Here is a 24,333-nt window from a genome sequence, read left to right as displayed (position 1 = left end):
AGGAAGGTAGCAGCCCGCGGGGCAGGAGGGGAGTGCCGTGCGCGCCCCGCCCGAGCCGGCGCGCGCGGGGCGCGCGGAAGTCCCCCGGCGGGCGGTCTCCTCGCGGCCTCTGCGGTGTTCCGGGAGGCCGCGCGGACGGCCCGCCGTGTTCCGGGAGGCCGCGCGGACGGCCCGCCGTGTCCGGCCGGGTCCTACGGCGTGTCCGGCGATTCCTCGGCGAGGCGTCGGGTCGCGGCCCGCTGGCGGGCGGTGGCGCCGGTCAGGAAGCGGGTCACCGTGGCCAGCTCCTCGGTCGTGAACTCGCCGTACAGCTCGTGCACCTCGCGGGCCCAGTCGTCGAAGAGGGGGGCGAGTTCGGCCAGCTTCTCGGGGCGGGGCTCGACGAGTACCCGGCGCTTGTCGGTGGGGTGCTTGACCCTGCGGACGAAGCCCTTGCGTTCGAGGCGGTCGACGAGACCGGTGACGGAGGCGGGGGCGAGGCCCGAGTGTTCGGCCAGCTCCTTGGCGGTGAGGGGGCCGTGCCGTTCGAGCAGGTCGAGCGTCTTGGTCTCGGTGGCCCCCAGGTCCTGCTGCGCCGCGATCGCCGAGTGGAAGGCGACGGAAGCGGCGCTGGAGTCCCGGCCGGCGGCGGTGAGGGCGGCGACGACCTCGGCGCGTCGCGCGGTGTCCTGGTCGGTCGGCTGCTCGCTCGTGGGCATGGCGGCAGCCTAACAAAATTCATTTCGTTCGGCCGAACGAAAGACTTGCGATCAGAGGCGCGGTCGTGCCACTTTTTATTTCGTTAGGCCGAACGAAATAAAAGGAGGGGTCGAGATGTCCACGACCGCCACGACCGTCACCACCGCCACGGGCGACCCGTACACCGTCCACCCGCGCCGCTGGGCCGCCGCCGTCGTCATGATGGTCGCCGCACTGATGGACCTGGTCGACGTCACCATCGTCAACGTCGCCCTGCCCTCGCTCGGCCACGGACTCGGCGCCTCCGAGAGCGCCCTCCAGTGGACCGTCTCCGCCTACCTCCTGGGCTTCGCCGCGACCCTCGTCGTCGCCGGCCGGCTCGGCGACCGGTACGGCCGCAAGGCGCTCTTCCTCGCCGGCACGGCCGGATTCGGCCTCGCCGGCCTCGCCTGCGGCCTCGCGCAGAGCCCCGGCCAGCTGATCGCCGCCCGTGCCGTGCAGGGAGTGACCGCCGCCGTCCTCATGCCGCAGGTGCTCGGCTCCTTCCACAGTCTGTTCCGGGGCAAGGACCGCGGCAAGGTCTTCGGGATGTACGGGGCGGTGGCCGGCTTCGCCTCGGCGATCGGGCTGCTGCTCGGCGGTCTCCTCACCGACGCCGACCTCTTCGGGCTCGGCTGGCGCAGCGTCTTCCTCGTCAACGTGCCGGTCTCGCTCCTCACCCTGGCCGCCGCCGTCGTGCTCGTCCCGGCCACCCGCGAACACACCGCCGCCCGGCCCCCGCTGGTCGGCAGCCTCGTCCTCGCCGCCGGACTCGTCGCCGTCGTCCTGCCGCTCGTCCAGGGCCGCAGCTGGGGCTGGCCGCTCTGGGGCTGGGCCCTCCTCGCCGCCGGCGCGGCCGCGGTGACCGGGGTCGCCGTACGCGGATCCGTGCTGCCCCGGCGGATGTTCACCGTCCCCGCCTTCTCGTACGGCCTCGCCGTCCAGCTCCTCTTCGCCTTCGGCATGCAGGGCTTCTTCCTGGTCCTCGCGATCTGGCTCCAGGGCGGCCAGGGCTACACCCCGACCCAGGCGGGCGTCCTGATGGCCGCCTTCTCCGCCGGCGGCTTCCTCACCGCACCGGCCGCCGAGCCGCTCGCCGTCAGGCTCGGCCGGTACGTGCCCACCGCGGGCGCCCTCCTCATGGCGGCCGGCTACGGCTGGGTCTGGTACGCCATGGAGGCCGCCGCCCCCGTGCACACCGGCGCCTGGCCCCTGGCCCCCGGCCTCGTCGTCGCGGGCGCCGGCCTCGGCCTCCTCGTCGTCCCGCTCGTCGGCATCGTCCTCTCGGCCGCCCCCGCCGAACTCGCCGGCGGAGCCTCGGGCGTCTTCACCACCGCCCAGCAGTTCGGCGGAGCCCTCGGCGCCGCCGCCATCGGCACCGCCTGGTTCGCCGACCTCTCCCTGAAGGCCGCCATGCCCTGGGTCCTCGCGGCCTACGCCCTGTGCGCCGTACTCAGCCTGCGCCTTCCCCGTACGGCGGTCACCGAGGGGGAGTGACGTACGGCCTCCGTCGGGAGGGTCCGCCGGGGCGCGTCACCGGACCGCCTCCGTAGAGAGGGTCCGCCGGGGTGCCGCGTCACCGGACCGCCTCCGTAGGGAAGGTCCGCCGGGGTGCCGCGTCACCGTTCCGATGACGACCAGGGAGCGGACAGCAGATCGGCGACGCTGCGCCGCTCGCGGGCCTCCGGCGGCTCCCCGGCGGCCCTTCCCACGGCGGCCATGCAGACGATCGCCCATCCCGGGTCCGGGTCCAACTCCTTGGTGAGGCCGTCCATGTCGAAGGCCCGGAACTGGTGGGCGGCCAGCCCCATCGCCTGGGCCTGGACCGTCATGTGGGCCATCGCCTGGCCCAGGTCGTAGTCGGCGAACTCGGAGTACTGCAGCTCCGTGTCGTCGACACGGCGACGCGCCAGCGTCACGACCAGCAGCCCCGCGTCCTTCGCCCACCGGGCCGAACTGGGCGCCAGGTGCGGCACCACCCGCTCGTGCCCCGGCTCACCGGGCCGGCTCGCGAAGAAGCCCCACGGCTGGGAGTTCCCCGCGGACGGCGCCCACCGGGCGGCTTCCAGCAGCAGGTCCAGGGAACGATCGTCGACAGCGGCCGACGGGTCGAACCGGTAAGGGCTGAATCGTTCCGCCAGGAGGGGATGGAGGCCGCCGGTCTGTTCCGGATCAGGTCGCATATCCGGGTGCAACCCACCGCCGCAGAGGCCTATTCCGGCCGGGAGGCGGCCCCGCGCCGGTCACCCCCGCCGAGGCGTCGTCCACTCCAGACGGGTCCTGACCCTCGGATCGTGGACGTACTCCAGGGCGGCGAGCGCGGTCTCACGCGCCGCGCCGTCGGCGGCGCCGTCCGCCAGGATCGACGACAGGGCGTCGACGGCCCGCGGATCCTGGCGGATCGCCAAACCCCGCGCCGCCTCGGCCGCCGTCTCCGGATCGTCGTCGGCGAGCCGCTCCGCCAGCCCCTCCCGTACGAGCGGGGTGTCGTCCGGCAGCTCGGCCAGCGCCAGCGTCGCCCAGTCCCGTACGCGGATGTCGCCGTCCCGGCTGAGCGCGAGGAGCACCCCGACCGCCTCGCCGTGCCCGATGGGGACGATCCCGGTGAGCGCGGCCGCGACCGCCCGCCGTACGGCCGCGCCGGGATGCCCCGCCGCGGCGAGCAGTTCGGGCACGGCGGCCGGGTCCCCGCACGCGCCCAGCGACAGGACCGCCGACAGCAACGGCTCACGGGCCGGCGGCACGGCCTCCGCCGCGACCCGCCGCAGCACCGGGACCGCGCTCGCACGGAAGCCGGGCAGCGCGCCGAGGACCCGCGCGCCCAGTGCCCGGCGCAGCGGGTCCCGGTACGCGCACCAGCCCGTCGCCGCCGTGAACGTCTCCTCGTCGGCCCGCCCCGCCAGCTCCTCCACCGCCGTCGTCCAGTCGTCCAGCTCCGGATCGCCGCAGCGCAGCGCCCGCGCCGCCAACTCCTCGTGCGGGGTCCGCAGACCGAGCGCCGACTCCAGGAGCGTCGCGATCGCCGCATGGCCGGTGTGCCGGTCGTCGCCGCGTCCCGGAGCGCCGTTCTCCCGCAGCAGCTCGACGCACACCGTCACGCCGCCGTCCTCCCGGACCCGCCGGACCACCGCCTCGTACGTCTCCCCGCCCTCGTTCCCCGCGACCAGACCACGCCGCAGCTCGGCCGCCATGTCGACGCCGATCCACCGTCGCGCCTCCCGCAGCGCCGCCTCCCGCGACTGCGCCCCGTGGTCGAGCAGCGCCCGCACACACGCGGAGGAACCGCGCCTCGCCGCCGCCACGAGCGGGACGAGCCCGTCGGGGCCGCACCGGTCGGGATCGGCCCCGTGCTCCAGCAGCACCCGCGCCGTGTCGGCGTGCCCGAGCCGCAGCGCCCAGGTGAGGGCCGTGAACCCGTACGACTCCTCCTGATCGGGCTCCGCGCCCGCCGCGAGCAGCGCCCGCACCACCTCGGCGTGCCCACCGCACGCCGCCCCGCACAACGGCAGATCACCGTCGTCCTCGCCGCTCCGCCGTCCCGGGTCCGCCCCGGCGGCGAGGAGCAAGCGGACGATGCCGGCCCCGCCGTCGACGGCCGCCCGGTACAGCGCGCTCTCCCCGTCCTCCCGGTCCTCGGGCGTGGCCCCGCCCCGCAGGGCCCGTACGACCCCGTCCTCGTCCCCGTCCCGAATGGCGTCGAACAACGTGCTCATGCCCCGACCCTGACCCGCCGTCGGCGCTTGGCGCAAATCGTTTCGCTCGGGCCCCCGGCCCGGAGCCCGCCCGCGTCCTCACCTTGAGGAGGCGGCGGAGTCCGGTCGACAGGCGGTCGTGGAACACCGTGGGGGCAGCGCGCTCGGGAGCGTCCCGGAGGAGACGGACGCGGCGCATCTTCGCCCGGACCGTGGGGTCGGTGTGGGCAGGGACGGCGTCGAAGCGGTCGCGTACCGCCCGTTCCTCGAAGAAGCGACGGCTCCGCGCGTCCGGGTACGCCCGCAGCAGGTGGTCGAGGGCCTCGTCGCGTACGCCTGGCGCGGGATCGTGGGCGGCACGGCTCCCCACGAACGAGCGCGGCTCCGCTTCCGGTCGGCCGTCGGTGGCCCGGAGCGTCAGGGCGGACAGAGCGGCTCCGCGTACGGCCGCCTGCTCGTCGTGCACGGCACAGGCCGTGATCGCCTGTGTGACCGAGGGGTCGTCCCGCCACCGCTCGCGTAGGACGGCGAGGGCCGCGATCCGGCTGTCGGGCGACCGGACGAAGCGCGCGTACGCGAGGACGGCGGCGACGTCACGGTGGAGCGCGCAGGCGAGCCGGGTGGCGGTGTCGCGCCTCGTTCCCCTGGTCCACGGCACACCCTCCCGGTGGCGACCCGGCGGCCGGGTCCTCACGGTGCCCGGGCGTACCCCAAGTCACCCCGGATCGCCCCGGATTCCGGCCCCAGGCCATGCCGTGGCCTGCGGCGACGGGGCGGGTCCGGCACTTTCCCCCGGTTCCCACCGCCGCTTCTGAACGCGGCGGAGGGTGCTCCCGTATCTCCTGTGACGCACGAACGAAGGGAGTGTCCGCATGTCGACCGAGACCCGGACCGGGACGAGCGCGTCCCCGCTGAGCGAGGTGATCGACCTTCTCGGGCCCGTGGGCCTGCTGGTGGCGCTCGCTGTCCTGCTGGTGTTCGTGGGGGTGGTGCTGCCGACGATCTGGTCGCGCCACGCCTACCGAAGGACGGCCGCCCGCAGCACCCTGGACACCCTGCTGAAGGCGGTGAGGCGGCTGTATCCGTTCTGACGGGGCGTCATCGTTCGGCGGATGCCCGGAATCCCCGGGCATCCCGGGCACCGTCAGGTCGCGCAGTCGAGCACGGTGCGGCACACCCCGCACCGGGCCCGCAGGGTCCGTCCCGCCGGGACGCGCAGCCGCTGGCAGCAGACCGGGCAGGGGAACGTGACGCCGGTGGCGGGGGCGCCGCCGTCGAAGGCGTAGGGGGCGCCGGTGGAGGCGCGGCCCCGGCGGCGTTCCCAGTCGTAGCGGCGGCGGTCGAGCCGCCGGGCGTCGGCGAGCGGGGGCGGGGTGCGTTCGCGGTGCGCCTGCGCCCGGCCGCGTACCCACGCGTCGTACGCGACGGCACTGGTGAACCAGGGGGAGGGGTCCTCGGCGAAGACGTCGGCGCGTTTGGCGAGGACGTAGCCGAATTCCTCCGGGGTCAGGTAGCCGAGCTTCTGGCTCTCGACGCCGTCGCGGCGGTAGGCGTCGAGAAGGAGCCAGCCGGCGCCGAGGTAGGCGGCGACGACGTCGGTGAGGACCTCGTTGTCGGCGGTGCGGGGGAAGCCGAGGTCGAGGCGGTGCAGCAGGACGTGGGTGATCTCGTGGGCGAGGGCCGCGCCGATGTCCCTGCGGCGGGTGCGGAAGCGGTCGTTGAGCTCCACGAAGTACTCGGGCCCGGCGGTGAGCTCGACGGTCGCGGCGTGCTCCATGGGCCGGAAGCTCACCACCATGCGGGCCTCGGGCAGCTGCAGGTGGCGGACGAGGGCGTGGGCCACCCGCTGGGTGCCGAGGTGCAGGTCCTCGTCGTCGCCGAGGGCGACGGCGGCGGCCGGCACGCTCGCCGGGTAGCGGTGCACGCCGTCGGGGGAGAGGCGGCGGTAGAGCGCGGTGAGCGAGGCGCGGACGGTGGCGCGGTGCGGGAAGCCGTGGGTGACACGGTCGGCCTCGTGACGGTTCGGCATACCGGATTCTCCCTTGTTTCCACTGTACGTTCCCTGCGGCGGTGCTGGCCGAAAAGGCTTTCTTGTGGCGGCAGTTGGGCGCTGTCCATAATCCGGACATGCCTTGACGGGCGCATGTCAGCGTTCGCCGAGGGCAACCCCCCACGAGAGAAGGCAGGCACATGAAGCAGAACCGCGTGGTTCGCACGCTCCAGAAGCTGGCCGCCGCCGGCGCCGTCGTCCTGGCGGCCGTCAGCCTCCAGCCCACCACGTCCGCCTCCGCCGCACCCGCGCCCGTCGTCGGCGGCACGCGCGCCGCCCAGGGCGAGTTCCCCTGGATGGTCAGGCTGTCCATGGGCTGCGGCGGCTCCCTGATCACCCCCCAGGTCGTCCTCACCGCCGCCCACTGCGTCAGCGGATCGGGCACCAACACCGGCATCACCGCCACCGCCGGGGTCGTGGACCTCCAGTCGAGCAGCGCCATCAAGGTCAGGTCCACCAAGGTCTACCAGGCCCCCGGCTACAACGGCACGGGCAAGGACTGGGCCCTCATCAAGCTCGCCTCGCCGATCACCTCGCTGCCCAACCTGAAGATCGCCGAGACGACCGCGTACAACAGCGGCACGTTCACCGTGGCCGGCTGGGGCGCCACCCGCGAGGGCGGCGGCCAGCAGCGCTACCTGCGCAAGGCGACCGTCCCGTTCGTCTCGGACGCCGAGTGCCAGGCCGCGTACGGCGGCTCCCTCGTCCCCGGCGAGGAGATCTGCGCCGGCTACAACGAGGGCGGGGTCGACACCTGCCAGGGTGACTCCGGCGGCCCCATGTTCCGCAAGGACAACACCGGTGCCTGGATCCAGGTCGGCATCGTGAGCTGGGGCGAGGGCTGCGCGCGGGCCGGCTACCCCGGCGTCTACACGGAGGTCTCGACCTTCGCCGCCGCGATCAAGTCGGCCGCGGCCACGCTGTAACCCGACGACGGCAGTGCCCCGGGGCGACCACGTCCCGGGGCACCCCCTCGTCCCGGGACACCCCCTCGTCCCGGGACACCCCCTCGTCCCGGGACACCCCCTCGTCCCGGGACACCCCCTCGTCCCGCACCCGGACCAGGGCCCCGTCCGGCCAGGCCCTGAGGCCCGGCCGGAAAGTGCAGCCAGGCGGGACTTTCCGCACCACGAGGCCCAACGGAGCGCGTTCGCCGTGGCGTCCACCTCCGGGACCCTGACAAGGGCCGCGGGAAACCCCGGGCCCGTATCAACCCCGGTGGTCGGATCGCGCTGGGTGTGCGGGGCTCTGCTGCGACCCGGGCCATGGCCCGAAGTCCCGCACAGCAGGAGGCGCGGTACTCCTCGTCGCCCGAAGGCCGTCGGTGCCGTCGGATTCACTCGGGGCGGTCGCCGAGCCGCCCGTCGCCGCTGACCCGGGCCGACCCCGAAGAGCGAGCCGAGGCCCCGGCGACCCCGCCGCCCGTCCGCGCTGCCCGCGGGTGACCCGCCGGACGATCCGGGGCCGCTCCCGGCTCAGGCAGGCTCCGCCGAGAGCGCTGCCGCCGGTTCCCGCGGCCCGGCCGCCGCCGCCACCGCCGACAGCTCCACCGACACCGCGGCGCCCTCCACCTCCAGGACCCACACGTCGTTCGCGCCCTCCCGCAGCACCGGGCCCGGCACGAAGAGGGCGTCCTGAGGACCGGCCGACCAGTAGCGGCCCAGACAGAAACCGTTCACCCAGACGAAGCCGCGGGTGGCGCCCGGCAGCCGCAGTTCGGCGTCGCCGGCGCCCGCGACCCCGATCGTCACGCGGTACAGACCGGGGCCCGGGGCGGCCGGCAGCGGCCCGAAGGGCACCTTGTCGACCGCCGCCGCCTCGAAGGCGTCGAGGCGCAGGCCCCGCGCCCGTACCCCGTGCAGGTACTGCCGCTCGTGCCGGACGCCGCCGGTGATCCCCTTCGGCTCGGCGAGCCGCGGCCCGTAGTTGACCCGGCCGAGGGACTCCACCCACAGGTCGACGACCGCCGGACCCGCCACGGGTTCGGCCAGCCGCGCCTCCTCGCCGTCGAGCACCCCCGCCGGAACCCCGTCGACGTACACCACCGCCCGGTCCCGCAGCCCCGTGACGCCCAGCGGGTACGGCTGCCGGGGCCCCGGCACGGACACCCGGTAGCGGACCAGGCCCCGGTCCACCCCCAGCTCCTCGAACGTCGGCGGCACCGGGGTGAGCGACTCCTCGCCGCCGAGGACCTCCAGGACCGCGTCCGGCGGCGCCCAGCCGTCGAAGAGGCCGGCCACGGGGGCGGCCAGCCGGGCCGGCGGCTCCGGGACCTCCGGCAGCGGCCCGTCCGCGTACGCGGCGAGCACCTCGCGGAAGCGGCGGTACTTCTCCGTCGGCCGGCCCGCCTCGTCGACCGGGGCGTCGTAGTCGTACGAGGTCACCGTCGGCCGCAGCACCCCGTCGTGCAGCCCGCCGGTCCGGTTCGCGCCCGCCCAGCCGGCGAAGTTCGTGCCGCCGTGCGCCATGTACAGGTTGACCGAGGCCCCGCACTCCAGGATCTCCCGCAGCTCGTCCGCCGCGTCCGCCGCGTCCCGCGCCGTGTGCTCCGTACCCCAGTGGTCGAACCAGCCGCACCAGAACTCCATGCACATCAGCGGCCCCGACGGCCGATGGCGCCGCAGCGTCGCGAAGCCCTCCCGCGCCCCCGAACCGAAGTTCGCCGTCGCGAGCACCCCCGGCACCGACCCGCCCGTCAGCATGTGGTCCTCGGGCCCGTCCGAGGTGAACAGCGGCACAGCGACGCCGCGGTCCCGCAGCAGCCGCGCCATCCACTCCAGATAGCCCCGGTCGCTGCCGTAGCTCCCGTACTCGTTCTCCACCTGGACCAGGATCACCGGGCCGCCCCGGTCGACCTGGCGCTCCACCACCTGCGGGAGCAGCCGACGGAACCAGGCCTCCACCGGCGCCAGGAACCCCGGGTCCAGCGTCCGCACCCGCCGCCCGAGCGGACCGGTCAGCCAGTGCGGCAGGCCGCCGTTCTCCCACTCGGCGCAGATGTACGGCCCCGGGCGCACGATCGCCCACATCCCGGCCCGCCGCACCGCGTCCAGGAACCGGCCGAGCTCCGCCACGTCCCCGTACCGGCCGGGCTCCCGCTCGTACAGGTTCCAGGGGACGTACGTCTCGACGCAGTTGAGGCCCATCGCGCGCAGCATCCCGAGCCGGTGCTCCCAGTGCCCCTCGTGCACCCGGAAGTAGTGCAGCGCCCCCGAGAGCAGCCGCACCGGCCGCCCGTCGAGCAGAAAGTCCTCGTCACCCACAGCGAACGTGCTCATGGCCTCACCCTCGCCCCCTGGCGGCGAGCCGGTCCATGGACAAAGATCGTCGCAGTTTGGACGTTACGGAGGCCCGGCGATGTACCACACCTGGATGCGCTACTTCACGCCCGGCCCCGTCCACCACCGGCTCGGCCTCGTCTGCCTCGGCGTCGGGCTCCAGCACGGCACCCTGCCCACCGTCGGCCCGCGCACCCTCGACCACCACGTCGCCGTCGTCGTCTCCGCGGGCGGCGGCTGGTACCTGGGCGCCGACGGCCGCCGCGCCACCGTCACCGCCCCCGCGCTGCTGTGGCTCACCCCCGGCGTCCCCCACCACTACGGCGCCGACCCCGGCACCGGCTGGGACGAGGCCTTCGTCGACTTCTCGGGACCCGCCACCGCCACGTACACCGAACTCGGCTACATCGAACCCGACCGGCCCGTCGTGCCCCTCTCCGACGCCGCCCCCGCCCGCGCCGCCATCGGCCGGATCGCCCGCGCCGCCCGCCCCGGCAACCCGCTCCTGGAAGTCGAGACCGGGGCCGCCGTCCACGAACTCCTCGTCGCCCTGCGGCGCGCCCGCGCCGACACCAACGCCGACGGCGACCCCGTCCTCGCCGCCCTCGCCCGCGACGCCTTCCAGCCCCTCTCCGTCGCCGACCACGCCACCCGGCACGGCATGACCCCCGCCGAGCTGCGCACCGCCGTCCGCCGTGCCGCCGGGTGCAGCCCCAAGGACTACCTGCTCACCGTCCGCCTCGGCCGCGCCAAGGAACTCCTCGCCGCCACCGAGCTGCCCGTCGCCGCCGTCGCCCGGCGCGTCGGATACGACGACCCCGCCTACTTCTCCCGGCTCTTCACCCGCCGCGTCGGCACCGCGCCCATCCGCTTCCGCGAGCAGCAGGGACGTTCCGTGCACGGCGGCTGGAGCGACCGCGTTCCGGATCCCGAACACCCGCCCACCATCCTGCCGAGATCCGTCTAAGCTCGCAGATCATGAGCGACACCAGCGAGATCGACCCGACCGTCACCGCCGAGCTGACCCGGCTGCGCGAGAGCATCGACAACATCGACGCGGCGGTCGTGCACATGCTCGCCGAGCGCTTCAAGTGCACCCAGCAGGTCGGCGTCCTCAAGGCCGAGCACCAGCTGCCGCCCGCCGACCCCGCCCGCGAGGCCCGCCAGATCGCCCGGCTGCGGGAACTCGCCGAGAGCGCCAAACTGGACCCGGCCTTCGCGGAGAAGCTCCTCAACTTCATCATCGCCGAGGTCATCCGCCACCACGAGACGATTGCGGACGGAGCACGCTGATGGCCCGCGTCACGGTCTTCACCCTCGGAGGGACCATCTCGGCGCGCGGCGGTGACGCGGCCCGGATGACCGGCCGGGAGGTCCTCGCCGAACTCGGCGCGCCCGAGGACGTCGTCGTCCGTGACTTCCGCCGCGTCCCCAGCTCCTCCGTCACCCACGAGGACCTCGCCGACCTGGCGGAGGAGGTCCGCAAGACCGTCGCCGACGGCTCCGGCGTGGTCGTCGTCCAGGGCACCGACACCCTGGAGGAGACCGCCTTCCTCCTCGACCTGCTCTGCACCACCGAGCAGCCGATCGCCGTCACCGGCGCCATGCGCCGCCCCGACCTGCCCGGCGCCGACGGCCCCGCCAACCTGGCCGCGGCGCTCGCCGTCGCCGCCGACCCCGCCTGCCGGAACCTCGGCGTCCTCGTCGTCCTCGCCGACGAGATCCACACCGCCCGCCTCGCCCGCAAGACCCACACCACCTCCGTCGCCGCCTTCGCCTCGCCCGGCGCGGGACCGATCGGCAGCGTCGTCGAGGGCGAGCCCCGGATCCTGCTCCGCCCCGCCGCCCCCGCCGCGCTCTGCCCGCTGCGGTTCGACCCGTCCGTACGGGTGGCCCTCGTGACGCTCTCCCAGGGCGACCGCGGCGAACTCCTCGAAGCCGTCGACGACCGCTTCCAGGGCCTCGTCGTCGCCGCCTTCGGCGCCGGCCACGCCCCCACCTGGCTCGTCGACCCGCTGGCCGACATCGCCCGCCGCATCCCGGTCGTCCTCGCGTCCCGTACGGGCGGCGGCACGACGCTCTCGCACACCTACCGCGGCCCCGGCTCGGAACACGACCTGCTGCACCACGGACTGATCCCGGCCGGCCCCCTCGACCCCGCCAAGGCCCGCGTCCTGCTCCACACCCTGCTCTCCAGCGGCGTGGCGGGCCCCGCGGGCTACGACCGCCCGCGGATCACCGCCGCCTTCGCCCACCTGAACGGCACGGGACGCGCCTGAAGCCGGCGACCGGCACGGGTACCCGCCCGAGGCCGGTCAACGGCACGGGACTCGCCTGAAGCCGGCGACCGGCACGGGTACCCGCCCGAGGCCGGTCAACGGCACGGGACTCACCTGACGCCGGTGACCGGCACGCGTACCCGCCCGAGGCCGGCGCATCAGCACCATCGGCCCGGGACGCGCCTGTTGAGCCGATAGCGCACCACCCCTGCCCCAGGCGGGAGGCATCGGGCAGCATAGGGCCCATGTCCGTACTGACGCGCGACGAAGCGCAGACCCGTGCCCAGCTCCTCGACGTCCACCACTACCGCGTGGACCTCGACCTCACCACCGGCGACGAGACCTTCGCGTCACAGAGCCTGATCCGCTTCACGGCCCGCGCCGCGGGGAACACCTTCGTCGAACTCAAGCCGGAGACCCTCCACTCCGCCCTCCTCGACGGCGAGCCCCTCGACGTCGCCGCCCTCGACGGCAACCGGCTCCCGCTGAGCCTCACCGAGGGCGAGCACACCCTGAGCGTCGCCACCACCATGCGGTACTCCCGCACCGGCGAGGGCATGCACCGCTTCAAGGACCCGACGGACGGCGAGTCGTACGTCTACACCCAGCTCTTCATGGAGGACGTCCAGCGCGTCTTCGCCGCCTTCGACCAGCCCGACCTGAAGGCCGTCTTCGAGATCGGCGTCACCGCCCCCGAGGGCTGGACCGTCCTCTCCAACGGCATCACCGAGCAGCAGCCCGACGGCAGCTGGCAGGCCGCCGCCACCCCGCTGCTCTCCACCTACTTCGTGTGCGTCGCGGCCGGCCCCTGGCACAGCGTCCGCACCGAGCACGCCGGCCTCCCCTTCGGCATCCACTGCCGCCGCTCCCTCGCCGCCCACCTCGACGCCGACGCCGACGAGATCCTCGCCGTCACCAAGGCCTGCTACGACCGCTACCACGAGAAGTTCGACGAGCCCTACCCGTTCGACTCGTACGACCAGGCCTTCGTCCCCGAGTTCAACGCGGGCGCCATGGAGAACCCCGGACTCGTCACCTTCCGCGACGAGTTCGTCTTCCGCTCCGCCGTCACCGTCACCGAGCGGCAGACCCGCGCCATGGTCATCGCCCACGAGATGGCCCACATGTGGTTCGGCGACCTCGTCACCCTGCGCTGGTGGGACGACATCTGGCTGAACGAGTCCTTCGCCGAGTACATGGGCTTCCAGACCGTCAACGAGGCCTGCTCCGACCTCTTCCCCGACACCTGGGTCGACTTCGGCATCGCCCGCAAGGCCTGGGGCTACGAGGCCGACCAGCGGCCCTCCACCCACCCCGTCGCCCCCGACCCGGAGGCCGTCCCCGACACCGCCTCCGCCCTCCTCAACTTCGACGGCATCTCCTACGCCAAGGGCGCCTCCGCACTCCGCCAGCTCGTCACCTGGCTCGGCGAGAAGGACTTCCTCGCCGGCATCAACATCCACTTCAAGCGCCACAGGTTCGGCAACGCCACCCTCGCCGACTTCATCGACAACCTCGCCGCCGCCACCGACCGCGACGTCCACGGCTGGGCCGAGCAGTGGCTCCGCACCACCGGCGTCGACACCCTCACCCCCCGCCTCGACGGCGCCGGCACCAGCTGGCAGCTCACCGTCGACCGCGCCGGCAGCCGCCCGCACCGCATCGCCGTCGGCGTCTACGACCGGGACCCCTCCGGCGACCTCGTGCCGCGCGAGCGCCGCGAGATCGACGTACCGCAGGAGGCGCCCACCGAGCTGACCGGCCCGCGCCCCGCCCTCGTCGTCCTCAACGGCGAGGACCTCACCTACACCAAGCTCCGCTTCGACGACGTGTCCGAGGAGTCCGCCCTGCGCGGCCTCTCCCGCATCCCCGACGCGCTGACCCGCGCCGTGATCTGGAACGCCCTGCGCGACATGGTCCGCGACGGCGACCTCGCCCCCGCCACGTACCTGGACACCGCCCTCGCGCACCTGCCCGAGGAGACCGAACTCGCCCTCCTCCAGGGCGTCCTCGGCTTCGCGCGGACCCAGATCGCCGACCGGTACGTCACCGAGGACGAGCGCCCCGCCGCCCTCGCGAAGATCGGCGAGATCGCCCGCGCGCTGCTGCGCCGCACCGAGGACGGCGAGTCCCCCGGCCTCCGCCTCACCGCCGTACGGACCTTCATCGACAGCGCCACCACCCCCGAAAAGATCGCCTCCTGGCTCGAGGAGGGAACCGTCCACGGCGGGCCCGAACTCGACCCCGAGCTGCGCTGGCGCATCCTCGCCCGGCTGGCCGTCCTCGGCGCCACCGACGAGGCCGCCATCGCCGCCGAACTGGAGCGGGACCCGAGCGCCACCGGCGAGGAAGGCGCCGCCCGCTGCCGCGCCGCCCTCCCGGACCCGGCGGCGAAGGCCGCGGCCTGGGCGGCCCTCTTCGACACGGACGACCTGTCCAACTACCTCTTCACCGCCACCGCCCAGGGCTTCTGGCAGCCGGAGCAGGCCGAACTCGTCCGCGCGTACGTGCCCCGCTACTACGCCGACGCCACCGCGCTCGGCGCCCGCCGCGGCCCCGCCATGGCCGAAGCGGCCGGCCGCTACGCCTTCCCGTTCCACGCCGTCGACGCGGAGTCCCTCGCCCTCGGCGAGTCCCACCTCGACGACGACACGGTGATCCCCGCCCTGCACCGCAAGCTCGTCGACCAGCTCGACGACCTGCGCCGCGCCCTCGCGGTCCGCACGGCCTGACGTCACCACCCCCCGGCGCCCGGCGCGCTGCCCGGGCGCCGGGGGACAGCACGACCAGCGGCTCGGAAGGACCTCGTCCTCCCGAGCCCTACGCGTACCTCCGACCAGGGGGTACGCCCTCCACGCGCCAGGGCCGTGTCCCCCGTTCGGGTCACAACCGCGGACTCCCGGGACAGGCCCCACCGGGGCCCGCCACGCTGTCGTCCATGCGTGCCGCACCCCCACCCCTCGCCGGAGGCAGCTCCGGCGCCGAGGCCCTCCGCCCCCTCCTGGACACCGTGCTCGACGCCCTCCACGACGGAGCGCGGGCCAGGGGCGGCCCCCTCCCGTCCGGCGGCCCGGAGGCCGTGGCGGCACGAACGGCGGCCCTCGGACCCGTCCTCCCCGAGCACGGCACCGGTGCGCACGAGGCCCTTCGCACCCTCGTCCGCGCCGTCGCCGAAGGCGCGGCCGACCCGGCCCACCCGCTCTGCGCCGCCCACCTGCACACCCCGCCCCTGGCACTCGCCGTCGCCGCCGACCTGGCGGCGTCCGCGCTCAACCCGTCGATGGACTCCTGGGACCAGGCGCCCGCGGCCTCCGCCCTCGAAGCGGAGGTCACGGCCGCGCTGGCCGCCGAGGTCTACCCGGCGGCCGGCCGCCCCGACGCGCTCGTCACCACCGGCGGCACCGAGTCCAACCAGCTCGCCCTGCTCCTGGCCAGGGAGCGGCACGGCCGCGTCCGCACCGTCGTCGGGGCCAACGCCCACCACTCCTTCCACCGCGCGGCCTGGCTCCTCGGCCTGCCCGAACCGGTCACCGTGCCCACCCCGACCGGCACCCTCGACCCCGCCGCCCTAGCCGAGGCCCTGCGGAGCCTCGACGGCCCCGTCCTCGTCGCCGCCACGGCCGGCACCACCGACGAGGGGCTGATCGACCCGATCCCGGCCCTCGCGGACGTGTGCGCGGCCCACCGGGCCGAGCTCCACGTCGACGCCGCCTACGGAGGCCCCGTCCTCTTCAGCCGGACGCACCGCCACCTCCTCGACGGCCTCGACCGGGCCCGCACCGTCACGGTGGACCTGCACAAGCTCGGCTGGCAGCCGGCCGCCGCAGGACTCCTCGCCGTACGGGACACGGCCGACCTGGCCGTACTCGGCCACACCGCCGACTACCTCAACGCCGACGACGACACCGAGGCCGGCCTGCCCGACCTCCTGGGCCGCTCCCTGCGCACCACCCGCCGCCCCGACGTCCTGAAGACCGCCGTCACCCTCCGCGCGCTCGGCCGCGACGGCCTCGGCGCGCTCGTCGACGCCTGCATGGAGCGCGCGCAGGACCTCGCCGACCTCGTGGAGAAGACCCCGGGCCTGGAACTCCGCGCCCGCCCCACCCTCACCACGGTCCTCTTCCGCCCGGCCACCGCCCCCGGACCCGCCGGCGACGCCGGCGTCCCGGAGCCCACCGGCGGCGGTCGCCGCCCGGGGCCCCCCACCGCGGCGACCGCCGCCGGGGCCGGCGTCACCTCCACCGACGGGGGCCCCGCCGCGATCCGCCGCACCCTCCTCGCCGAGGGCCGCGCCGTCCTCGGCCGCGCCGGGGCGGACGGACGCCTCTGGCTGAAGGCCACCCTGCTCAACCCCCACGCCACCCCCGGCGACCTGGCTCGACTCATCACCCTCGTGGAAGGCAGCACGCACCGATGACCGGCAGCACCCCTCAGCAGGACCTCGACCAGCCCCACGACCTGGTGGGCGTCGGCATCGGCCCCTTCAACCTCTCGCTCGCCGCCCTCGCGCACGGCGTGCCCGGTGGCCTCGCCGCCGCCTTCTACGAGCAGAAGCCGTCCTTCCAGTGGCACCCCGGCCTCCTCATCGAGGGCGCCACCCTCCAGGTCCCGTTCCTCGCGGACCTGGTGACCCTCGCCGACCCGGCGAGCCCCTGGACGTTCCTCAACTACCTGAAGAGCCGCGAACGCCTCTTCCCCTTCTACTTCGCCGAGAAGTTCCACATCCAGCGCGCCGAGTACGACGCCTACTGCCGCTGGGCCAGCGAGCGGCTCCCCGGCCTCCACTTCGGCCACCAGGTCGACTCGGTCCGCTGGAACCCCGAGCGCCGCCTGTTCGAGGTCGACTTCACCCAGGTCGACCCGGACGGCGGGGCCGAGGCCCTGGGGCGCGCCTACACCCGGAACGTCGTCCTCGGCGTCGGCACCGAGCCGTACGTCCCCGAGCCGCTCAAGCCCCTCGCCGACGCCCCCGGCGTCCCCGTCTTCCACTCCGCCGACTACCTCGCGCACCGCGACACGCTCCTCGCCGCCGGGCACGTCACCGTCATCGGCTCGGGGCAGTCGGGCGCCGAGGTCTTCCTCGACCTGCTGCGGTCGCGCCCCGCCGGGGCCGAGCGGATCCACTGGCTGGCCCGTACCGAGGCCTTCGCCCCGATGGAGTACTCCAAGCTCGGCCTGGAGCACTTCACCCCCGACTACACCCGCTACTTCCACGCCCTGCCCGAACCGGTCCGCGGCGACCTCGTGCCCCGGCAGTGGCAGCTGCACAAGGGCATCGACGCCGACACCATCGCCGCCGTCCACGACGAGCTGTACCGCCGCACCCTGCACGGCGGCTGGCCCGACGCCGTCCTCACCCCGGGGGTGCGGGTCCGCACGGCCGGGCGGGTGGCGACCACCCAGGTCGAGCTCCATCTGGAGCACCTGCAGCAGGGCACCCGCTCCCGGCTCACCACCGACGCCGTCGTGCTGGCCACCGGCTACCGGGAGCGCCCGGTGGACCGGATGCTCGCCGGGCTCGACCCGTACCTGCGCCACGACTCGGCCGGGCGCGCCCGGGTCGACGAGCACTACCGGCTGGTCCTCGACCCGTCCGTGACCGGCTCCGTCTTCGTCCAGAACGCCGAGAAGCACACGCACGGCGTCGGCGCCCCGGACCTGGGTCTCGCGGCCTGGCGCAGCGCGACGATCCTCAACGCGGTCAGCGGCAAGGAGCCGTACCCGCTGCCGCGCCGCACCGCCTTCACCAGCTTCGGCCTGGAGCCGCGGGAGGCACCGAGCATCCCGGCGCAGGACCGGAAGCTCACGCCCCTCACACAGAACGTGTGACGGGGGCAATCGCGGACGCGGGCCACGCCCGGCGACGGACCTCCGTGCCGGACGGCGAGGACGCCCGGAAGCACTGACCGGCCGCCGCCAGGGCGCCCTCCGACATCATCCGGCGGCGGCCGGGATCATGTTGTGGAAGGCGATGATCCGCCAGGCGGGGCCGTCGCCGCGGTCGGTCCGCTCGACGACGGCCAGGGCGTGCGTGGTGGCGAGCACGGCTTCGTCGGCGCCGGTGATCGTGGACTCGGCCTCGACGGTCGCCACGTCGGGCCGCAGGTACCGGATGGCGCGGATCCGGGCGTCGAGGAGGGTCGCCGCGTACGACGTCCGGAAGAGCCGGTCGTGACCGGCTTCGATGCCCGCGCGGCCGGCCGGCTTGTCTCCTCGTACGGTGGTGAAGTCGCAGTCCTCGGCGAAGCCCGCCGCGAAGAGCGTGGCGTCGCCCGCGGCCCAGCCGCTGGTCATGTCGGCCCACAGGGCCCGGATACAGGCGTCGTCGTCATGGGTGGTCATGGTCGGATCACATCCCCACGGGGGTTCGGGTGCGGACACGCAGCGGGATCTCGGCGCACTGGTTCCCCGTGGTCGGCGGGGCCCAGGCCGCGAGGGCGTGATAGAAGACGTCACCGCGGCGTTCGAGGTAGCAGATGATGTTGAGGGGCCAGGCGGTGTTGCCGAAGACGTACTGGTCCATGGGCGTCGGCTGCTCGCTGAGGACGCACGCGCGTTCTCCCGGCGGGCCTATCCGGTGCCAGTCCGGATGCATGTGGATGGAACCGAGCAGGTCGAGTCCGAGGGCGTCGGCCTTCTTCGAGATCCTGAGCAGATCGGCGGAGTCGACCCACCAGCCCCGGTGCTCGTTCTCGTAGGCGGACCCGAATCGGGGCACGATCGCGTCGCTGAACTCCCTGCGGGCCGCCGGGTCCGAGGTGCGCGCGTTGCGGCCGAAGGCGACGTGCTCGACGTTCAGCGTGGCGCCCTCGGCGCTGCCGAGGAGGAGCGCGAAGCAGGGAAGGGGAGCCTCGGGAGTGATGAGCTGGTACTGCCCGACGGCGACGGTGATGAACTCGTCGAGCGCCTGGTGACACATCAGGACGGTGGGGTCACTGCGGAATTCGTCCGGTTCGGACACGGTCGGGTGGTCTCCGTTCCTCGCTGAGTGATGTCCGTTCAAAGCGAGTTGGAGCGTATGGACCCCGGGTCTCTACCCGGTCTCGGTCGAATCCCGCCCGGCTGTGGGCAGAGTGGTCGCCGTCGGGAATGTGGCGACCTTTCCGGTCGGGGCAGGGGCCGTGACGTGCGGGACCGGCTCCTGCCCCGACGGCGGGACCGCGCGGAGGACCGCGGTGGGCGATCCTCCTGTACGACGCACGCGGACCCGCCGCCGAGAGGTGCTAGAACACCGGCACGCCGTCCCGGGTCAGCTTCCAGCCCACCGACGCGAAGAGGGCCGGGTCGACCGTGCCCTTCGCCTTCACCCACTGGATGATGGTGTTGCGGATCTCGTCCGAGTTCGCCCACAGCTGCTGGGCGCCGGCGACGTGCGGGAACGCGCCGCCGCCGCTCGCCCGGTAGTTGTTGACCGCGAGGACGAACCTCGCGGCCGGGTCCAGCGGCTTGCCCTCGAAGGACAGGCCGGTGATGCGCTGCCCGGCCGGCTTCGCGATGTCGATCTCGTACGTCAGACCCGACACGGCGTCGTAGTTGTAGTCCGGCGTCCCGCCCGCGTTCGTCAGCGCCGCCGTGTCCACCGGCGCGCCGGCCGCGGTCTGGACGTAGTACCTCGCGGAGTACTCCAGGTAGTCCTTCAGCTGCGCGCCCGTCAGGAGACGCGCCTCCAGGGTGTTCTCGAAGGGATACAGGCCGGCGGCGTCCTTGATGCTGATCTCGCCGGCCGGGATCCGGGCCGTGCGGGAGAAGCAGGAGGCCTGCGAGAGGACCGGGAGACCGGCGTACGCGCCGCCGGCGAGGGCCGCCTTCACGGTGTCGGCCTGGACGACGTTGATCAGGTCGATGATCGGTTCGTCCTTCCACGGCGCGTCGGCCGTGGTCATGGCCGTCGTCGAGGTGCCGATGACCTGGTTGACGTACGCGACGACCTTCTTGTGCTCGTCCGCGAGCAGCCCGGTGATCTCCGGGTCCTCCGCCACCGTGTTGGAGTTGAGGACCTGCGCCCCGACCTTCTCGACGGTCCAGCGGCCCTTCTCCCAGACCAGGTCGAAGTCGAAGAGGGTGAGGCGCTGGCCCCACTTCAACGGCTCGGAGAGCACGACCTCCTTGCCGGTCTCCTTGTTGGTGACGCGGTACTCGGGGATCTCGGTGTGCGCGTGGCCGACGAGGATGGCGTCGATGCCCGGGACCTGCTCGGCGACGAGCCCGGCCGCGTTCTCGATGTGCGGCAGCTGGTCACCGTACGAGGAGGTGCCGCTGGAGCCGGAGTGCGCCGAGACGACGACCACGTCGGCGCCCATCGAGCGCAGCTTCGGCACCCACTTCGCGGCCTGCTCCTCCAGGCCGGGGAAGACCATCCTGCCGGTGACGTTCGCCTTGTCCCAGATGGCGATGCCCGGGTTGGTCAGGCCCAGTACGGCGACCTTGACGTCCTTGCCGTGCGGGGTGCACAGGCGGTGCATGCTGTACGGGGCGAACGCCGGGCGCAGGGTCTTGGCGTCGAGGGCGTTGGCGCCGAGCAGCGGGAAGTCGCACTGCTCCTCGAACTTCCGCAGCACCGGGATGCCGTAGTTGAACTCGTGGTTGCCGAGCGCGGCGGCGTCGTAGCCGATGGCGTTCATGGCCTGGGCCATGGGGTGGACCGGGCCGCCGGTCCGGGTGATCGGGTCGACCTTGGCGTAGTAGTAGGACAGCTGGGTGCCCTGGATGGTGTCACCGGCGTCGATGAGGAGGGTGTTGCGGCGGCCCTTGGCGGCGCGGACCTGCTCGACGAGGGTGGAGATCTTGGCGAGGCCGATGTCGTTGTGGGCCTTGTCGTCGAACTCCTTGTCCGTGAAGTAGTCCCAGTTGAAGACGTTGCCGTGCAGGTCGGTGGTGCCCATCACGGTGAAGGAGTACCGCTTGCGGGGACGCGGGCGGTCGGCGCCGTGGGCCTCGGCGGGGGCGGCGACGGCTCCGGCGATGGCCACTCCGGCCCCGGCGGCGGCCGAGCGCTCCAGGAACGTCCTGCGGTTCAGCGGCATGTGTTTCTCCCCTTTGGTTCTGTGGCGTCCGCGCCGAACGCGGCGCACAACGCGCGTAGATTCTGGCCCAGACGCCCACACCGACAACAGACCTTTCGGGTTACGGAGTGGGAAAGTGTTCGGTGGACGATCGTGACCGAATACGGAGGATCAGGACGTGACGCAGGAACACGCGACCCCGGAAGCACCGCAGGTGACGGTCCGCGGCGAGGGACGCCTCGACGTCGACCCGGAGCTCGCCCGGATCTGGCTGACCGTCTCCGCGCGCGGCACGGACCGGGCGGCGACGCTCGCGGACCTGACCCGACGCAACGCGCAGGTCATCGACCTGGTCAAGGCGGCGGGGGAGGCGGTCGAGAAGCTGGAGACGGGCCGGCTGACGATCGCGCCGGAGCTCGGCAGGCGCGGCCGCGGCGAGCGCGTGCACGCCTACGCGGGCCGGGTGCGGGTGACGGCCGAGCTGACCGACTTCACGGTGCTCGGCGAGCTGGTGACCCGGCTCGCCGACCTGGAGATGACGAGCGTCGACGGTCCCTGGTGGGCGCTCAGACCGGAGTCGCCGGCGTACGCGGAGGCGCGACGGCTCGCCGTGACGGAGGCGGTGCGGCGGGCCCGCGCGTACGCGGAGGCGCTGGGCACCTCCCTCTCCTCACTCCTCGAACTGTCGGACGCCGGGGTCGGCGGGCCCGGACTGCCGAGGTCCGCCGGATTCGCCGGCGCGCCGGTCGCGTTCGCCGCCGAGGGGGTCGGCGAGGCCCCGCCGCTGGACCTCGAACCGCAGCGGCAGACCGTGACGGCCGAGGTCGTGGCGCGCTTCACGATGCGACCGCCCGCACTCTGAGACGGGAGCTCCGGGGGCGCGGAAATCGCTCATCGGAGCACCCCCGCGCACAGATTCAAGACTTGTCAACAAGCTTTCACGGAAAGGTTGTTGAGTAGTCATGCCGAGCCAACTTCCTACCCGTGGGTAAGCCCTAGGCTCGACCCATGCGCCGAGCGAAAATCGTTTGTACCCTTGGGCCCGCCACCGAAACATACGACCAGATCAAGGCGTTGGTCGAGGCCGGAATGGACGTGGCCCGCTTCAACCTCAGCCACGGCGGCTACGCCGAGCACGAGGGGCGTTACCAGCGCGTCCGCAAAGCCGCCGACGAGACCGGCCGCAGCGTCGGCGTCCTCGCCGACCTTCAAGGCCCGAAGATCCGCCTCGGCCGGTTCCGTGAAGGTCCCGTACTCCTTGAACGCGGCGACGAGTTCACCATCACCGTCGAACCGACCGAGGGCGACCGCCACTGCTGCGGCACGACCTACCCCGGCCTCGCCGCGGACGTGACCCCCGGCGAGCGCATCCTCGTCGACGACGGCCGCGTCACCCTGGAGGTCACCTCCGTCGACGGCCCCCGGGTGAACACCCTCGTCGTCGAGGGCGGCATGGTCTCCGACCACAAGGGCCTCAACCTGCCCGGCGTCGCCGTCTCCGTCCCCGCGCTCTCCGAGAAGGACGTCGAGGACCTCCGCTGGGCGCTGCGCATCGGCGCCGACGTCATCGCCCTGTCCTTCGTCCGCAGTGCCCGCGACATCGAGGACGTCCACCGGATCATGGACGAGGAGGGCCGCCGGCTTCCCGTCATCGCCAAGATCGAGAAGCCCCAGGCCGTCGAGAACATCGAGGAGATCGTCGCCGCCTTCGACGGGATCATGGTCGCCCGCGGCGACCTGGGCGTCGAGATGCCCCTGGAACAGGTTCCGATCGTCCAGAAGCGGGCGGTCAAGCTGGCCAAGCGCAACGCCAAACCGGTCATCGTCGCGACCCAGATGCTCGACTCGATGATCGACAACTCCCGGCCGACCCGCGCCGAGGCCTCCGACGTCGCCAACGCCGTCATCGACGGCACGGACGCCGTCATGCTCTCCGGCGAGACCAGCGTCGGCCGCTACCCGATCGAGACCGTGCGCACCATGAGCCGGATCGTCGAGGCCGCCGAGGAGGACGTCCTCGCCAAGGGCCTGCCGCCGCTCACCGAGCGCAACAAGCCCCGGACCCAGGGCGGCGCCGTCGCCCGCGCCGCCGCCGAGATGGGCGACTTCCTGGGGGCCAGGTTCCTGGTGGCGTTCACGCAGTCGGGCGACACGGTCAAGCGGCTCTCCCGCTACCGCTCGCCGATCCCGCTCCTGGCCTTCACCCCGGATCCGGCCACCCGCTCCCAGCTCAACCTCACCTGGGGCGTCGAGACCTTCCTCGGTCCGCACGTCGACTCCACGGACGCGATGGTGGCCCAGGTCGACGAGGAACTGCTGCGGATCGGGCGCTGCCGGAAGGGCGACATCGTGGTCATCACGGCGGGCTCCCCGCCGGGTGTCGCCGGCTCGACGAACCTCGTCCGGGTCCACCACATCGGAGACCCGCTGACCTAGGGGTCAGTGCTTGGGGCCGACGTGCCGGTCCATGAGCGCGACGGAGGTCTTGCGGGCGACGGAGATGTTCTGCGCGGTGCGCGACTGGTTCGCTGGCTTCCACTCGACGTTCACGCGGTCCAGGGCGTCGGTGAACAGTCCGATGATGTCGGCGGACGAGTTGGTGAAGAAGTAACGGGGGTACTCGTACCGCTTCCGCTCGCCGCCGATGAGCCGGGTCGTCCAGTTCGTGATCCGGCTCCCGTCGGAGTGGATGAGTCCTCGGATGAAGTCCCACGAGTGCAGGTCGACGATCTCCTGCTGCCAGGCTTCGAGGGCGATGCGACGCTCGTGCTTCTTGCCCGGCCCGTGCTGCGGGAAGAGGCAGGTGAGGTGCTTGGAGTACACCTTGAGGTCATGGCACCCGACCTTCCGGACCCAGCAGATCGAGTTGCCCGGAAGCACCGCATGTAAGGACGCCTGGGCTTCTTGCTGCACGCCGGGCCAGGCGTCGTCGAGAGTGATCCGCAGGCTCGCAACACGGTGTTGGCGGGGCTGACTGATGTATCCGTCGCCGAGATAGAGTCCGAGGAGGTAGGCGTACGCATCAGCGGCGTCCGGCGGGCCCGGCAGCGAACGGCACCGTACGCAGGGCGCGAATACACGGGAGCGAGGTTCGATACGCCCTTGCCAACTGCGGATGGAGGCGCGGGAGATCCCCGTCTCCTTGCTGACGGAATTGAGGCTCCGGCCTTGGGCGACAAGAGCCAATGCCTGCTTACGGGTTTCGACGTCGTACATGTGGGCGATCGTGGCCGCTTCGTTCCAGCCGTACGGCGTAGATGATTAGGCTTCACGCATGTGGGTGACGATCACTTCCCACCCTGTCGACCTTCGAAT

At 73.3% G+C, this 24,333-nt stretch carries 21 protein-coding genes; 12 read left to right on the top strand and 9 right to left on the bottom strand.

The window, feature by feature from the left end:
• Nucleotides 1–191 precede the first annotated feature (191 nt).
• Nucleotides 192–698: a MarR family winged helix-turn-helix transcriptional regulator gene (locus AC067A_RS15940; protein ID WP_478620050.1), complete on the bottom strand. Its 507-nt coding sequence runs from the start codon at nucleotides 696–698 to the stop codon at nucleotides 192–194.
• A gap of 115 nt (nucleotides 699–813) precedes the next feature.
• Between AC067A_RS15940 and AC067A_RS15935 the strand changes: the two genes are divergently transcribed.
• Nucleotides 814–2,214: an MFS transporter gene (locus AC067A_RS15935; protein ID WP_478620047.1), complete on the top strand. Its 1,401-nt coding sequence runs from the start codon at nucleotides 814–816 to the stop codon at nucleotides 2,212–2,214.
• 122 nt (nucleotides 2,215–2,336) lie between these two features.
• On the opposite strand, the gene AC067A_RS15930 is transcribed toward AC067A_RS15935, so the two are convergent.
• Nucleotides 2,337–2,900: a nitroreductase family protein gene (locus tag AC067A_RS15930; protein WP_478620044.1), complete on the bottom strand. Its 564-nt coding sequence runs from the start codon at nucleotides 2,898–2,900 to the stop codon at nucleotides 2,337–2,339.
• A gap of 60 nt (nucleotides 2,901–2,960) precedes the next feature.
• Nucleotides 2,961–4,430: an ankyrin repeat domain-containing protein gene (locus AC067A_RS15925; RefSeq protein ID WP_478620041.1), complete on the bottom strand. Its 1,470-nt coding sequence runs from the start codon at nucleotides 4,428–4,430 to the stop codon at nucleotides 2,961–2,963.
• A 202-nt stretch (nucleotides 4,431–4,632) separates the two neighbouring features.
• Here AC067A_RS15925 and AC067A_RS15920 point away from each other — a divergent pair, with 202 nt between their 5' ends.
• Both AC067A_RS15920 and AC067A_RS15915 read left to right on the top strand, forming a co-directional pair.
• Complete coding sequence (locus AC067A_RS15920; protein WP_478620038.1) at nucleotides 4,633–4,932, top strand: hypothetical protein; 300 nt, start codon at nucleotides 4,633–4,635, stop codon at nucleotides 4,930–4,932.
• Nucleotides 4,933–5,281: 349 nt separating this feature from the next.
• Nucleotides 5,282–5,500: a hypothetical protein gene (locus AC067A_RS15915; RefSeq protein ID WP_478620035.1), complete on the top strand. Its 219-nt coding sequence runs from the start codon at nucleotides 5,282–5,284 to the stop codon at nucleotides 5,498–5,500.
• Nucleotides 5,501–5,553: 53 nt separating this feature from the next.
• On the opposite strand, the gene AC067A_RS15910 is transcribed toward AC067A_RS15915, so the two are convergent.
• Nucleotides 5,554–6,438, bottom strand: coding sequence for a hypothetical protein (locus AC067A_RS15910; RefSeq protein WP_478620032.1), 885 nt, complete (start codon nucleotides 6,436–6,438; stop codon nucleotides 5,554–5,556).
• A gap of 161 nt (nucleotides 6,439–6,599) precedes the next feature.
• On the opposite strand from AC067A_RS15910, the gene AC067A_RS15905 reads away from it, so the two are divergent.
• Nucleotides 6,600–7,385 carry a S1 family peptidase gene (locus AC067A_RS15905; RefSeq protein ID WP_478620029.1) on the top strand — a complete coding sequence of 262 codons (786 nt, stop codon included), beginning with the start codon at nucleotides 6,600–6,602 and terminating at the stop codon, nucleotides 7,383–7,385.
• 549 nt (nucleotides 7,386–7,934) lie between these two features.
• Here AC067A_RS15905 and AC067A_RS15900 read toward each other — a convergent pair.
• Complete coding sequence (locus AC067A_RS15900) at nucleotides 7,935–9,737, bottom strand: glycoside hydrolase family 35 protein (RefSeq protein ID WP_478620026.1); 1,803 nt, start codon at nucleotides 9,735–9,737, stop codon at nucleotides 7,935–7,937.
• 79 nt (nucleotides 9,738–9,816) lie between these two features.
• On the opposite strand from AC067A_RS15900, the gene AC067A_RS15895 reads away from it, so the two are divergent.
• The 6 genes from AC067A_RS15895 (at nucleotide 9,817) to AC067A_RS15870 (ending at nucleotide 17,845) form a co-directional block, all read left to right on the top strand.
• Nucleotides 9,817–10,704 carry a helix-turn-helix domain-containing protein gene (locus AC067A_RS15895; RefSeq protein WP_478620024.1) on the top strand — a complete coding sequence of 296 codons (888 nt, stop codon included), beginning with the start codon at nucleotides 9,817–9,819 and terminating at the stop codon, nucleotides 10,702–10,704.
• Between the two features lie 11 nt (nucleotides 10,705–10,715).
• Nucleotides 10,716–11,030, top strand: coding sequence for a chorismate mutase (locus AC067A_RS15890; RefSeq protein WP_017238715.1), 315 nt, complete (start codon nucleotides 10,716–10,718; stop codon nucleotides 11,028–11,030).
• The gene (locus tag AC067A_RS15885) at nucleotides 11,030–12,016 is read left to right on the top strand and encodes an asparaginase (protein ID WP_478620020.1); all 987 of its coding nucleotides are present in this window, start codon (nucleotides 11,030–11,032) and stop codon (nucleotides 12,014–12,016) included. Before AC067A_RS15890 ends, AC067A_RS15885 begins: the two co-directional genes overlap by 1 nt.
• A gap of 245 nt (nucleotides 12,017–12,261) precedes the next feature.
• Nucleotides 12,262–14,748 carry an aminopeptidase N gene (gene pepN / locus AC067A_RS15880; protein WP_478620017.1) on the top strand — a complete coding sequence of 829 codons (2,487 nt, stop codon included), beginning with the start codon at nucleotides 12,262–12,264 and terminating at the stop codon, nucleotides 14,746–14,748.
• A 206-nt stretch (nucleotides 14,749–14,954) separates the two neighbouring features.
• Nucleotides 14,955–16,433: a pyridoxal phosphate-dependent decarboxylase family protein gene (locus tag AC067A_RS15875; protein ID WP_478620015.1), complete on the top strand. Its 1,479-nt coding sequence runs from the start codon at nucleotides 14,955–14,957 to the stop codon at nucleotides 16,431–16,433.
• Entirely contained in the window at nucleotides 16,430–17,845 is a 1,416-nt protein-coding gene (locus tag AC067A_RS15870; protein ID WP_478620012.1) for a lysine N(6)-hydroxylase/L-ornithine N(5)-oxygenase family protein, read from the top strand. Before AC067A_RS15875 ends, AC067A_RS15870 begins: the two co-directional genes overlap by 4 nt.
• 105 nt (nucleotides 17,846–17,950) lie before the next feature.
• Here AC067A_RS15870 and AC067A_RS15865 read toward each other — a convergent pair whose 3' ends face one another.
• From AC067A_RS15865 to AC067A_RS15855, 3 genes are all read right to left on the bottom strand, one after another.
• Nucleotides 17,951–18,358, bottom strand: coding sequence for an SgcJ/EcaC family oxidoreductase (locus AC067A_RS15865; protein WP_478620009.1), 408 nt, complete (start codon nucleotides 18,356–18,358; stop codon nucleotides 17,951–17,953).
• A 7-nt stretch (nucleotides 18,359–18,365) separates the two neighbouring features.
• Nucleotides 18,366–18,977, bottom strand: a complete 612-nt coding sequence (locus AC067A_RS15860) for a hypothetical protein (protein ID WP_478620007.1) — start codon at nucleotides 18,975–18,977, stop codon at nucleotides 18,366–18,368.
• Between the two features lie 262 nt (nucleotides 18,978–19,239).
• On the bottom strand, nucleotides 19,240–21,039 hold the full coding sequence (locus tag AC067A_RS15855) for a bifunctional metallophosphatase/5'-nucleotidase (RefSeq protein ID WP_478620004.1): 1,800 nt from the start codon (nucleotides 21,037–21,039) through the stop codon (nucleotides 19,240–19,242).
• A gap of 157 nt (nucleotides 21,040–21,196) precedes the next feature.
• Here AC067A_RS15855 and AC067A_RS15850 point away from each other — a divergent pair, with 157 nt between their 5' ends.
• Both AC067A_RS15850 and pyk read left to right on the top strand, forming a co-directional pair.
• Entirely contained in the window at nucleotides 21,197–21,880 is a 684-nt protein-coding gene (locus AC067A_RS15850) for an SIMPL domain-containing protein (protein ID WP_478620001.1), read from the top strand.
• Between the two features lie 146 nt (nucleotides 21,881–22,026).
• On the top strand, nucleotides 22,027–23,454 hold the full coding sequence (pyk, locus tag AC067A_RS15845) for a pyruvate kinase (RefSeq protein WP_478619998.1): 1,428 nt from the start codon (nucleotides 22,027–22,029) through the stop codon (nucleotides 23,452–23,454).
• Nucleotides 23,455–23,457: 3 nt separating this feature from the next.
• Here pyk and AC067A_RS15840 read toward each other — a convergent pair whose 3' ends face one another.
• The gene (locus AC067A_RS15840) at nucleotides 23,458–24,234 is read right to left on the bottom strand and encodes a helix-turn-helix domain-containing protein (protein WP_478619995.1); all 777 of its coding nucleotides are present in this window, start codon (nucleotides 24,232–24,234) and stop codon (nucleotides 23,458–23,460) included.
• Between the last annotated feature and the right edge of the window lie 99 nt (nucleotides 24,235–24,333).

This window comes from Streptomyces sp. NPDC043176, assembly GCF_056436715.1.
The sequence above is the reverse complement of the archived record's forward strand: the minus strand, read 5'-3'. Positions and strand labels throughout refer to the sequence as shown.